The 14,308-nt window shown below is 45.0% G+C and carries 6 protein-coding genes; all 6 read right to left on the bottom strand.

Translation table 11 applies throughout. The annotated features are described in order from the left end of the window. Nucleotides 1–1,132: 1,132 nt before the first annotated feature. On the bottom strand, nt 1,133–1,405 hold the full coding sequence (locus BBC0122_RS04145) for a hypothetical protein (protein WP_077991630.1): 273 nt from the start codon (nt 1,403–1,405) through the stop codon (nt 1,133–1,135). Then, a complete protein-coding gene (locus tag BBC0122_RS04140) occupies nt 1,395–1,616 on the bottom strand; it encodes a hypothetical protein (RefSeq protein WP_077991629.1) in 222 nt (73 codons plus the stop codon). The genes BBC0122_RS04145 and BBC0122_RS04140 overlap by 11 nt, the downstream gene beginning before the upstream one ends. Nucleotides 1,617–1,845: 229 nt before the next feature. Beyond that, entirely contained in the window at nt 1,846–9,240 is a 7,395-nt protein-coding gene (locus BBC0122_RS04135) for an invasin domain 3-containing protein (protein ID WP_077991626.1), read from the bottom strand. A 140-nt stretch (nt 9,241–9,380) separates the two neighbouring features. Further along, entirely contained in the window at nt 9,381–9,548 is a 168-nt protein-coding gene (locus BBC0122_RS04130; protein WP_077991625.1) for an invasin domain 3-containing protein, read from the bottom strand. A 153-nt stretch (nt 9,549–9,701) separates the two neighbouring features. Beyond that, complete coding sequence (locus BBC0122_RS04125; protein WP_077991618.1) at nt 9,702–9,893, bottom strand: Ig-like domain-containing protein; 192 nt, start codon at nt 9,891–9,893, stop codon at nt 9,702–9,704. After that, on the bottom strand, nt 9,890–14,086 hold the full coding sequence (locus BBC0122_RS04120) for an invasin domain 3-containing protein (RefSeq protein WP_077991616.1): 4,197 nt from the start codon (nt 14,084–14,086) through the stop codon (nt 9,890–9,892). Before BBC0122_RS04120 ends, BBC0122_RS04125 begins: the two co-directional genes overlap by 4 nt. Between the last annotated feature and the right edge of the window lie 222 nt (nt 14,087–14,308).

Below are 14,308 nucleotides of genomic sequence, written 5' to 3'. Positions count from 1 at the left end.
GATTTTTTATCGTAATACTTATGTTTTTCTGATCGATTCTTTTTAATACCTATACAATCGAATCATATGTGATGTTTAAGATATTTAATTACATATTTCTACTTCTTTTTATCATAAAAAAATTTTTTAAATCGCTTTATTTTGAAATTTTTTACCAAAATAATGTATTTTTATGAATATTTTTTATAAATAACTTATTAAATTTCATAATAATAATATAACTTGTTATGTTTTTAATTTATCTTTTTAATTATCTATAATTTAATTAACAAACAAAAATAATATAATATAATTTATTTTTCTTAATTTTATTTTTTGTTGTATTTTTATAACATTATTAATATTTTTAATAAAATTTTTAAATATTTTTCTGTTAACTTATGCATATTTTAATTTCAATCTTGTTTACAATTGATAATAATCAATCATGTATTCTATTATCTATTATATACTTATTTACTTGAAGACTACATAATTGATATTTTTATTTTTTCTCTGATTTTATGACGAAGCGTACACCCTCCAATACTTTATATTAAACTTTATTTTTTTGTCGTATGCTATTTTTGTCCTTGACGCGCGGCACTAATAATAAGGTTTGCGAACATCGCGATGACCTGCCGAACCGGCTTGTCTTCACATTTTGAATGTTTGAAAGTGTATGACGCTATTTTTCACGCTAACGGCCCCACCGATACCTGTCTTATTTTTACCGTGACTCTAACTAAATGTTTAGAACTGACTTTACTTATACTCAATTCGACTTAAACATCGAATCAATACTTTATATCTATCACATTTAAAATTGGTTATCCATAGGTAAACAAATTATATTAATAATGCAATACTCATTTATATTCATAAGATAACTTCACTTTGAGTTTTTCTTAAGTTATATACCACTACTAATATTGTCGAATCATCAAAGTTTATTCATCTATTCTCGGAATGAGTTTAATTAAACCTATTTACGTTTCCAAGAAAGAAATTCCGTTATTTTGTCGGCGCAAAAAATAATAAAAACCCGCTTGAACGAGTTCTTGATAATGAGTGGAAACTCATTTCCAAATATAATTCTCATATAAGCAATAATCTTCGGATGTAATATGTCATGCTCAAAAAGAATAGTTGCCTAGTTCAAGCACGGATTTTGCCAATAGCCGCCATTCGGCTTGTCCCAGACGCATGTCTCGTCAATCGTAAAATCTGTCGGAATTGCTATGCTTTCATCTCTATTCCGGGAGTTTTTGAGCCTGTAAAGAGTTACCCTGTCAAATGTTAGTTGGTCGTCCTTAACAGCGATAACTCCGTTTTTCATAATCGGCAAAACATTCAGAAAAAAAGAAAAAGCCTGTTTGAATTTTTCAGGCATAATGGCACCCATATCCAACTCGTCATAGACCATCAGACCCGGTTTTCGTGCTGGTCAGACGTATGATAGCAACGCCCTGTTCGTCGGTTGTGCTCGTAATTTCAGAAGCACTACGTGTCAGAAGAGAACCCGCTCTGCTTGAACTTCGCCCCTCGACAACCGATAAAACAACATTGTCACTATAAATATTGCTCGAATAAAGACTTTTATAAGTGCTGCGGTTACCTGTTGGATCGATTTGCATAATAGAAGTGTTGTTTCCGTCAAAAACTAACGTTTCTGCTAAAGATGTACTGCTGTAAAACAGTGACGCAATAAGAGTGCAAACAGACACCCCATTTGCACAGGTGGCTTTCCTGATCGAAGAGTTAAACATTTATACAATCCTGTAGCGAGTAAATCGAAAGTCCTGAAATGCACATTCCCGAATTTGGTTATTCGCCTAAATATCTGTTGGTTCACTTTTTTAACCCTTAATTAGCATAGATATTGACCGTAATTGACGTCAGCTTGCCGGCATCCATACGACTACCTGTCAATGGAACACTGAAAAAAGTGCTGGATTTCGGGTTCGTCGTATAGGCTTCAAACTCAACGCTACCACTTCCTTGCAGATCAGGTTTCAAAGCAAGGTGTTGACGACCGTCATAGTAATCACATGCGCCTATACCGCCGCCACCGTTTGGCTTGCGATAACCGGGCGAGCTGATGGTATCGAAAGCGGTTTTGTCTGTGAATGATAGATAAAGGTTGTTGTTACGATCCCCGTAATCATTCATCCACGACTGAAGAACCGATACCGGAACCGAACAGTTTTGCGTCTTTGTTCCATCTTTAGTGGAAACGTAAATAGCGCCATCAACCGTTGATGAGTGTAGCGTTAACTGCTTATCCCATAATGGGCTTGCTTGTTTCAGTTCAATAACGAACCCAAGACCTGAATGATAGTAGTCAACGCCATCCGTTGGTGTGCAGTAAGTGAATGGCATTCCATTCGCAATCTGGCTTGTTGTAGTACCACATAGTTTCGGCGAGATTTCCAGAGTTGCCAGCAAAACACCTGATAACGGTTGGAGTTTATAATTGACAGGCTTAGGCTGCCAACCTTGAGAATAATTGGTCATCGTGACAGAAAGCTTATAGGTAGACGGGCTGCTTTTCGAGCTTACAGTTGCCACGAGGCCATTTTGCGTGATGACCTGTGTTGATCCGAGGTCTGTTGTCGAGAACGTTACAGGGAGCAGCTCCGCAGGAATAGCACGTCCTTCTTTGTCAACAGGCTTATAGGTTGCGGTCAACTTGTCTGTGCCATTATTGTAAAGTATGGCTTTATCCAGACTGACCAACGACGCATCTTTGTCGACATAGAGGCTGAAATTTGTCTCCCCTTGGGCACTGAAGCCTTCTAAAGTGACCGTAAATCCATTGCTGCCAAGCCATGATGCATAGGTTGATGACATTTGAAGAATGACCTTGCCATCTTCATCTGTCCTACGGTCTGTGCTGCCCTTTGCACCATCAATCGAAAGCTCACTATTGGAAGGTGTAACAGTGATTTGCCTATTACCCAATGCTGCGCCGTTGTCATCGGTTAAAGTGATGGTAACAACATTGGTCGCAACACCATCGGCTATCGCGTTATCGGTATGAGCAATATCGATATTGACGTTCTGGCCAGGAATCTCAATAAGCTTCAATGTATCCGTTACACCTATTGTAGCGGCATCTAAACCATTAACAGTAGGCATGATGTTGATAGCACCTATCGTTGTACCTGATGTCAACGTGCTGACATAGACACCCGCACCTTTATCATACGACCAGGCTGACATAGACGTGTCTCTTGGTCCGTTGGTATCTTGAGGGGTAATCACCTGACCAATGGTTTCAGTTTTCAACGTCGAAATGAAGTTGCCCGCTGCATCGCGTGGGATAAACTCGATACGACTTGTTGACTTTCCATTTGCTACAATCTCGCTTGGAATCGCTTTGATCTCACTTTGGCTAGCGTCTAGAAGCCCTGGAATAAGGGTGAGTATATTACCGGTCGAGCGGGAAATGCCATCCTCTCCATTAATCACCGGTATCACCTTGATAGCGCCGATTTTGGTTCCAGATGTCAAAACCGCTTGATAATGAACATCAACAAACGACCAGCCCCCCATGGTTATGCCACTATCGGTTATCCCAATGATTTCACTTGTGATTGTGCTCGCATCGATGCTGGTAATAGGGTTCCCGTAACCATCCTTTGGCTTATAATGGATCGTTGAGGTGGTTTTACCATCTGCAACAATCGTAGCAGGATCAGCAGAAATCGTAGTTGTAGCGAAGTCGATCGCTCCCGCAGTAAACGTAATATTTAAGTCGGTAGTAACAGTTGTTCCTGATATCTGTCCTGTAACAGTCACAGTTTCAGCCGTATTATCAGACACGGCCGGTGCTTGTGTTATTTGGCCATCGGCACCGCTTTTTACTGTGGCCGGATAGATTGACGGTTTGCCACCTCCATTTGAACTTAAGGTGAATGTGACAGTTTTGTTTGGAATGAGTCTGAGGGTGCTCTTGTCACGCACAACAACCAAGAATGTTGGCAGTTGCGTATCATCCACCGAGACCGATGTGATACCATTATTCCAGGAAAGAACCAATTCAATGGCGTCCAATGTCACAGTGGCTGAAAGAGAACCCACGGCCACGTTGTTATATAACGGTACAATCGTATAATCGCCGGTAATCGTGCCTTTGAGTGTTGCTGTATAGACACCGGCTGTTCCGGTCTCTTGTACCTTGTCAATCGTTATGCCCCCGCTATTAGGACCGTTTTTCATAACAAATTTCAAGTTATCGGCGATGTTACCTACCAGATTGCCATACTTGTCCTTGGCCGTAAAGGTCAATGTCGAGGTTTCCTCATCGTCTGCGACGATCGAAAGACGGGAGGCTGTGAATGTTGAACGCAGTTCATTATTTTCATCCTTTTCAACAGGATCACCGGCTTTCAATGTCACAGTGGCTGAAAGAGAACCCACGGCCACGTTGTTATATTGCGGTACAATCGTATAAACGCCGGTAATCGTGCCTTTGAGGTTTGCTGTATAGGTACCGGCTGTTGCGGTCTCTACTACATCGTCAATCGTTATGCCCTTGCTATTAGGACCGCTTTTCATAACAAATTTCAAGTCCTTGGCGATCCCACCGACAACGTGGCCAGTCTTGTCCTGAGCCATAAAGGTCAATAGCGAGGTGGCGTTATTGTCTGCGACGATCGAGGCCGGAACAGCTGTGAATGTTGAACGCGGCTTACCGTCGTCATCCTTGTCAACGGGATCACCGATTTTCAATTCCACATCGGCTGAAAGAGAACCCACGGCCTTGTTGTTATATTGCGGTACAATCGTATAAACGCCGACAACCGTGCCTTTGAGCTTTGCTGTATAGGTACCGGCTGTTGCGGTCTCTACTACATCGTCAATCGTTATGTCCCCGCTATTAGGACCGCTTTTCATAACAAATTTCAGGTCCTTGGCTTTCCCAATTACCGCATTGCCATACTTGTCCTGGGCCATAAAGGTCAATAGCGAGGTGGCGGTATTGTCTGCGGCGATCGAGGGTGGGAAGGCTGTGAATGTTGAACGCTTTTCATCATTGTCACCCTTTTCAGCAGGATCACCGGCTGTCAATTCCACATCGGCTGAAAGAGAACCCACGGGCTCGTTGTTATATTGCGGTACAATCTTATAATCGCCGGCAATCGTGCCTGTGAGCTTTGCTGTATAGACACCTGTTTCGGTCTCTTTTATCTCGGCAATCGTTATGCCACCGTCTTTACCGTTGTCCATAACAAATTTCAAGTTCGAGGTGAGCCCGCCGATCTGGTTGCCATACTTGTCCTTGGCCGTAAAGGTCAATGTCGAGGCATCCTCATTGTCTGCGATGATCGAGGGTGGTTCGGCTGTGAATGTTGAAAGCTTTTCATCAAGCTTAGAACCGGCTTTCAATGTCACAGTGGCTGAAAGAGAACCCACGGCCACGTTGTTATATTGCGGTACAATCTTATAATCGCCGGCAATCGTGCCTGTGAGCTTTGCTGTATAGACACCTGTTTCGGTCTCTTTTATCTCGGCAATCGTTATGCCACCGTCTTTACCGTTGTCCATAACAAATTTCAAGTTCGAGGTGAGCCCGCCGATCTGGTTGCCATACTTGTCCTTGGCCGTAAAGGTCAATGTCGAGGCATCCTCATTGTCTGCGATGATCGAGGGTGGTTCGGCTGTGAATGTTGAAAGCTTTTCATCAAGCTTAGAACCGGCTTTCAATGTCACAGTGGCTGAAAGAGAACCCACGGCCACGTTGTTATATTGCGGTACAATCTTATAATCGCCGGCAATCGTGCCTGTGAGCTTTGCTGTATAGACACCTGTTTCGGTCTCTTTTATCTCGGCAATCGTTATGCCACCGTCTTTACCGTTGTCCATAACAAATTTCAAGTTCGAGGTGAGCCCGCCGATCTGGTTGCCATACTTGTCCTTGGCCGTAAAGGTCAATGTCGAGGCATCCTCATTGTCTGCGATGATCGAGGGTGGTTCGGCTGTGAATGTTGAAAGCTTTTCATCAAGCTTAGAACCGGCTTTCAATGTCACAGTGGCTGAAAGAGAACCCACGGCCACGTTGTTATATTGCGGTACAATCTTATAATCGCCGGCAATCGTGCCTGTGAGCTTTGCTGTATAGACACCTGTTTCGGTCTCTTTTATCTCGGCAATCGTTATGCCACCGTCTTTACCGTTGTCCATAACAAATTTCAAGTTCGAGGTGAGCCCGCCGATCTGGTTGCCATACTTGTCCTTGGCCGTAAAGGTCAATGTCGAGGCATCCTCATTGTCTGCGATGATCGAGGGTGGTTCGGCTGTGAATGTTGAAAGCTTTTCATCAAGCTTAGAACCGGCTTTCAATGTCACAGTGGCTGAAAGAGAACCCACGGCCACGTTGTTATATTGCGGTACAATCTTATAATCGCCGGCAATCGTGCCTGTGAGCTTTGCTGTATAGACACCTGTTCCGGTCTCTACTACATCGTCAATCGTTATGCCACCGTCTTTACCGTTGACCTTAACAAATTTCAAGTTCGAGGTGAGCCCGCCGATCTGGTTGCCATACTTGTCCTTGGCCGTAAAGGTCAATGTCGAGGCATCCTCATTGTCTGCGATGATCGAGGTTGGTTTGGCTTCGAATGTTGAAAGCTTTTCATCAAGCTTAGAACCGGCTCTCAATGTCACAGTGGCTGAAAGAGAACCCACGGGCTCGTTATTATATACCGGTACAATCTTATAATCGCCGGCAATCGTGCCTTTCAGTGTTGCTGTATAGACACCGGGTGTTCCGGTCTCTACTACATCGTCAATCGTTATGCCACCGTCTTTACCGTTGACCTTAACAAATTTCAAGTTCGAGGTGAGCCCGCCGATCTGGTTGCCATACTTGTCCTTGGCCGTAAAGGTCAATGTCGAGGCATCCTCATTGTCTGCGATGATCGAGGTTGGTTTGGCTTCGAATGTTGAAAGCTTTTCATCAAGCTTAGAACCGGCTCTCAATGTCACAGTGGCTGAAAGAGAACCCACGGGCTCGTTATTATATACCGGTACAATCTTATAATCGCCGGCAATCGTGCCTTTCAGTGTTGCTGTATAGACACCGGGTGTTCCGGTCTCTACTACATCGTCAATCGTTATGCCACCGTCTTTACCGTTGACCTTAACAAATTTCAAGTTCGAGGTGAGCCCGCCGATCTGGTTGCCATACTTGTCCTTGGCCGTAAAGGTCAATGTCGAGGCATCCTCATTGTCTGCGATGATCGAGGTTGGTTTGGCTTCGAATGTTGAAAGCTTTTCATCAAGCTTAGAACCGGCTCTCAATGTCACAGTGGCTGAAAGAGAACCCACGGGCTCGTTATTATATACCGGTACAATCTTATAATCGCCGGCAATCGTGCCTTTGAGTGTTGCTGTATAGACACCGGGTGTTCCGGTCTCTACTACATCGTCAATCGTTATGCCACCGTCTTTACCGTTGACCTTAACAAATTTCAAGTTCGAGGTGAGCCCGCCGATCTGGTTGCCATACTTGTCCTTGGCCGTAAAGGTCAATGTCGAGGCATCCTCATTGTCTGCGATGATCGAGGTTGGTTTGGCTTCGAATGTTGAAAGCTTTTCATCAAGCTTAGAACCGGCTCTCAATGTCACAGTGGCTGAAAGAGAACCCACGGGCTCGTTATTATATACCGGTACAATCTTATAATCGCCGGCAATCGTGCCTTTCAGTGTTGCTGTATAGACACCGGGTGTTCCGGTCTCTACTACATCGTCAATCGTTATGCCACCGTCTTTACCGTTGACCTTAACAAATTTCAAGTTCGAGGTGAGCCCGCCGATCTGGTTGCCATACTTGTCCTTGGCCGTAAAGGTCAATGTCGAGGCATCCTCATTGTCTGCGATGATCGAGGTTGGTTTGGCTTCGAATGTTGAAAGCTTTTCATCAAGCTTAGAACCGGCTCTCAATGTCACAGTGGCTGAAAGAGAACCCACGGCCACGTTGTTATATTGCGGTACAATCTTATAATCGCCGGCAATCGTGCCTTTGAGTGTTGCTGTATAGACACCGGGTGTTCCGGTCTCTACTACATCGTCAATCGTTATGCCACCGTCTTTACCGTTGACCTTAACAAATTTCAAGTTCGAGGTGAGCCCGCCGATCTGGTTGCCATACTTGTCCTTGGCCGTAAAGGTCAATGTCGAGGCATCCTCATTGTCTGCGATGATCGAGGTTGGTTTGGCTTCGAATGTTGAAAGCTTTTCATCAAGCTTAGAACCGGCTCTCAATGTCACAGTGGCTGAAAGAGAACCCACGGCCACGTTGTTATATTGCGGTACAATCTTATAATCGCCGGCAATCGTGCCTTTGAGTGTTGCTGTATAGACACCGGGTGTTCCGGTCTCTACTACATCGTCAATCGTTATGCCACCGTCTTTACCGTTGACCTTAACAAATTTCAAGTTCGAGGTGAGCCCGCCGATCTGGTTGCCATACTTGTCCTTGGCCGTAAAGGTCAATGTCGAGGCATCCTCATTGTCTGCGATGATCGAGGTTGGTTTGGCTTCGAATGTTGAAAGCTTTTCATCAAGCTTAGAACCGGCTCTCAATGTCACAGTGGCTGAAAGAGAACCCACGGGCTCGTTATTATATACCGGTACAATCTTATAATCGCCGGCAATCGTGCCTTTCAGTGTTGCTGTATAGACACCGGGTGTTCCGGTCTCTACTACATCGTCAATCGTTATGCCACCGTCTTTACCGTTGACCTTAACAAATTTCAAGTTCGAGGTGAGCCCGCCGATCTGGTTGCCATACTTGTCCTTGGCCGTAAAGGTCAATGTCGAGGCATCCTCATTGTCTGCGATGATCGAGGTTGGTTTGGCTTCGAATGTTGAAAGCTTTTCATCAAGCTTAGAACCGGCTCTCAATGTCACAGTGGCTGAAAGAGAACCCACGGGCTCGTTATTATATACCGGTACAATCTTATAATCGCCGGCAATCGTGCCTTTGAGTGTTGCTGTATAGACACCGGGTGTTCCGGTCTCTACTACATCGTCAATCGTTATGCCACCGTCTTTACCGTTGACCTTAACAAATTTCAAGTTCGAGGTGAGCCCGCCGATCTGGTTGCCATACTTGTCCTTGGCCGTAAAGGTCAATGTCGAGGCATCCTCATTGTCTGCGATGATCGAGGTTGGTTTGGCTTCGAATGTTGAAAGCTTTTCATCAAGCTTAGAACCGGCTCTCAATGTCACAGTGGCTGAAAGAGAACCCACGGGCTCGTTATTATATACCGGTACAATCTTATAATCGCCGGCAATCGTGCCTTTCAGTGTTGCTGTATAGACACCGGGTGTTCCGGTCTCTACTACATCGTCAATCGTTATGCCACCGTGTTCCGGTCTCTACTACATCGTCAATCGTTATGCACCGTCTTTACCGTTGACCTTAACAAATTCAAGTTCGAGGTGAGCCCGCCGATCTGGTTGCCATACTTGTCCTTGGCCGTAAAGGTCAATGTCGAGGCATCCTCATTGTCTGCGATGATCGAGGTTGGTTGGCTTCGAATGTTGAAGCTTTTCATCAAGCTTAGAACCGGCTCTCAATGTCACAGTGGCTGAAAGAGAACCCACGGCGTGTTATTTATCCGGTACAATCTTATAATCGCCGGCAATCGTGCCTTTCAGTGTTGCTGTATAGACACCGGGTGTTCCGGTCTCTACTACATCGTCAATCGTTATGCCACCGTCTTTACGTTGACCTTAACAAATTTCAAGTTCGAGGTGAGCCCGCCGATCTGGTTGCCATACTTGTCCTTGGCCGTAAAGGTCAATGTCGAGGCATCCTCATTGTCTGCGATGATCGAGGTTGGTTTGGCTTCGAATGTTGAAAGCTTTTCATCAAGCTTAGAACCGGCTCTCAATGTCACAGTGGCTGAAAGAGAACCACGGGCTCGTTATTATATACCGGTACAATCTTATAATCGCCGGCAATCGTGCCTTTCAGTGTTGCTGTATAGACACCGGGTGTTCCGGTCTCTACTACATCGTCAATCGTTATGCCACCGTCTTTACCGTTGACCTTAACAAATTTCAAGTTCGAGGTGAGCCCGCCGATCTGGTTGCCATACTTGTCCTTGGCCGTAAAGGTCAATGTCGAGGCATCCTCATTGTCTGCGATGATCGAGGTTGGTTTGGCTTCGAATGTTGAAAGCTTTTCATCAAGCTTAGAACCGGCTCTCAATGTCACAGTGGCTGAAAGAGAACCCACGGGCTCGTTATTATATACCGGTACAATCTTATAATCGCCGGCAATCGTGCCTTTCAGTGTTGCTGTATAGACACCGGGTGTTCCGGTCTCTACTACATCGTCAATCGTTATGCCACCGTCTTTACCGTTGACCTTAACAAATTTCAAGTTCGAGGTGAGCCCGCCGATCTGGTTGCCATACTTGTCCTTGGCCGTAAAGGTCAATGTCGAGGCATCCTCATTGTCTGCGATGATCGAGGTTGGTTTGGCTTCGAATGTTGAAAGCTTTTCATCAAGCTTAGAACCGGCTCTCAATGTCACAGTGGCTGAAAGAGAACCCACGGCCACGTTGTTATATTGCGGTACAATCGTATAATCGCCGGCAATCGTGCCTTTGAGTGTTGCTGTATAGACACCGGGTGTTCCGGTCTCTACTACATCGTCAATCGTTATGCCACCGTCTTTACCGTTGACCTTAACAAATTTCAAGTTCGAGGTGAGCCCGCCGATCTGGTTGCCATACTTGTCCTTGGCCGTAAAGGTCAATGTCGAGGCATCCTCATTGTCTGCGATGATCGAGGTTGGTTTGGCTTCGAATGTTGAAAGCTTTTCATCAAGCTTAGAACCGGCTCTCAATGTCACAGTGGCTGAAAGAGAACCCACGGGCTCGTTATTATATACCGGTACAATCTTATAATCGCCGGCAATCGTGCCTTTGAGTGTTGCTGTATAGACACCGGGTGTTCCGGTCTCTACTACATCGTCAATCGTTATGCCACCGTCTTTACCGTTGACCTTAACAAATTTCAAGTTCGAGGTGAGCCCGCCGATCTGGTTGCCATACTTGTCCTTGGCCGTAAAGGTCAATGTCGAGGCATCCTCATTGTCTGCGATGATCGAGGTTGGTTTGGCTTCGAATGTTGAAAGCTTTTCATCAAGCTTAGAACTGGCTCTCAATGTCACAGTGGCTGAAAGAGAACCCACGGCCACGTTGTTATATTGCGGTACAATCGTATAATCGCCGGCAATCGTGCCTTTGAGTGTTGCTGTATAGACACCGGGTGTTCCGGTCTCTACTACATCGTCAATCGTTATGCCACCGTCTTTACCGTTGACCTTAACAAATTTCAAGTTCGAGGTGAGCCCGCCGATCTGGTTGCCATACTTGTCCTTGGCCGTAAAGGTCAATGTCGAGGCATCCTCATTGTCTGCGATGATCGAGGTTGGTTTGGCTTCGAATGTTGAAAGCTTTTCATCAAGCTTAGAACCGGCTCTCAATGTCACAGTGGCTGAAAGAGAACCCACGGGCTCGTTATTATATACCGGTACAATCTTATAATCGCCGGCAATCGTGCCTTTCAGTGTTGCTGTATAGACACCGGGTGTTCCGGTCTCTACTACATCGTCAATCGTTATGCCACCGTCTTTACCGTTGACCTTAACAAATTTCAAGTTCGAGGTGAGCCCGCCGATCTGGTTGCCATACTTGTCCTTGGCCGTAAAGGTCAATGTCGAGGCATCCTCATTGTCTGCGATGATCGAGGTTGGTTTGGCTTCGAATGTTGAAAGCTTTTCATCAAGCTTAGAACCGGCTCTCAATGTCACAGTGGCTGAAAGAGAACCCACGGGCTCGTTATTATATACCGGTACAATCTTATAATCGCCGGCAATCGTGCCTTTGAGTGTTGCTGTATAGACACCGGGTGTTCCGGTCTCTACTACATCGTCAATCGTTATGCCACCGTCTTTACCGTTGACCTTAACAAATTTCAAGTTCGAGGTGAGCCCGCCGATCTGGTTGCCATACTTGTCCTTGGCCGTAAAGGTCAATGTCGAGGCATCCTCATTGTCTGCGATGATCGAGGTTGGTTTGGCTTCGAATGTTGAAAGCTCGACACCTTTTTCAACAGGAGCACCGGCTGTCAATGTCACAGTGGCTGAAAGAGAACCCACGGGCTCGTTATTATATTCCGGTACAATCGTATAATCGCCGGCAATCGTGCCTTTGAGCTTTGCTGTATAGATACCTGTTTTGTTCTCTTCTATCTTGTCAATCGTTATGCCCTTGCTATCAGGACCGCTTTTCATAACAAATTTCAAGTTCGAGGTGAGCCCACCGATAACGTTGCCATACTTGTCCTTGGCCGTAAAGGTCAATGTCGAGTACGCGGTATTGTCTGCGACGATCGAGGGTGGATCGGCTTCGAATGTACTGTTGGTGCTGTCAAATCCCGGAGCCTTGACTGTCACGGTTGTCGTTGCCTCTTTCGAGGTGTTACCTTTGACATCCGTTGCAACGGCATTGATGACATAGTTATTATTACCACCCTGCTGATAGGGTGGAAGAACGACCGAATAATCGCTTGCACTACTTCCCTGAACAATCTTGCCGCCTGCTGCGATCAGACTTGCTGCAATGACCGTAACATTGGCAACGTCATATTTCGACTGCACCGATATGCCAAGCGAATAAGTCTCGTTATAAAAGCCGGTAATGCCGCCAACCATATTAAGCTTGATGACTTCCTGCTTCTTATATTCAAGAACAATGTTGTTATTACGGTCAACCAGATCATATCTGCTTCCCGCAAGTGTGCGCATATCCCCGACCGCATCAGGATCAAGCTGCTTCGACAGCGGAACACCAAAACGATAATTGACCTGAAAGCCTAAACGTGTATCATCCTTGCTATTCGCACCTTGCCGGTGGTCTACATTGAATGTCACAAGCGGTACCGGTGTATAATTGGCTCCGAACGTAACCGCATAAGGGTTCTTCTGCCGTTCGCTCTTTCCAAAAAGCCCGACCTCGTTGCCATAATATTGCTCGAAGTTCAGCTTCATTCCAAGCTTCGGATAGGATGGCAGATAACCTTCCGCACGAATATCCCAGCCATTGGCCGGACGTTCATAATAATCATCCACATCGGGAGAGGTTCGCCAATCCGATAGACGATAATAGGCATTCATGCCCAATTTGAGGTAATCGCGCCAATATTCGACACCAATTCCCATACGCGAATGCGAACGGGAAATGTCATAATCCCAAAACGCATTGCCGCCCAACATATAATCCTGTGTGAAATAACGATAGCCAAAACCCAGATTGCTCTGGGTGCGATCATCCGTGCGATGAATGGAGGTTTGTGTAAAGCCAAGACTGTTGCCTTTGTCATAAACCGGCAACAACATCTCGAATTGCGAATTTTTTAATGAAAAGCCATCATCAACATTCAACTGGATGCGGGACGTGCCGAACTGGTTGAACCAGCGATTGATCTCGCCATTGGCCTTACCCGAAAAATATCCTTTGGCCATATTTTCCAGTTCGCTGCTATGGCTTCCATTGGAAAGAAATTGCCCTGCCCTTGTTGCCAGCGAACTGATTGCACTATCCTGCGAGGATCCCGTTTCGAGATAATGCGCCATGTCATCAGAAACCGGTGACAGCGGAACATAAACCGTATCCCCCACCGTTACTTTGTCAAAACCGTTCTTGAAAAACCGATCCAAATTGAGACGACGCAACCCCTCAACACTCAAATTATAACGTTTGGCAACGCTATCAAGCGTATCGCCGGACACCAACACATAGGCGCGTGTCATCACCGGCGTCGAATAGGTATCATTTAACGAGGAACTACCATAACTATCAGGATTCAACCCTTGGGATTGATAATCGCCACCCTTATAACCCGCACCGTGATAAGAGTTGCTATCATAAGCCCCCTCATACTGACGATCAAGGCTTCTCTGTGCTGCATCCGCCTGTGCGATCGAAAGAAGAAACGTCGAACAAACATAAAAAAATATCGTAAGCCACGAAATCGTTTTGTTTGTAAAACGACTTAAAAAACCACCCCACATATTCATGATCTATCCTGATAATTATACTTTTCTCATCGCTTCGATTTTTTGTTATCGTAATACTTAAATTTTTTCGATCGATTCTTTATCAACGCATATACAATAGAATCATATGATATTTTTATAATAATTAACTATATTTTTATACTTATTTTCTATTATAAAAATGTTTTTTAAATCGCTTTATTTTATTATTTTTTACAAAAATAATGTTTTTTATGAATATTT

It is taken from the genome of Ditibartonella choladocola (assembly GCF_002007565.1).
Lineage (GTDB): Bacteria > Pseudomonadota > Alphaproteobacteria > Rhizobiales > Rhizobiaceae > Bartonella > Bartonella choladocola.
Note: the sequence above shows the minus strand (reverse complement) of the source record. Positions and strands in the feature narration are given on the sequence as shown.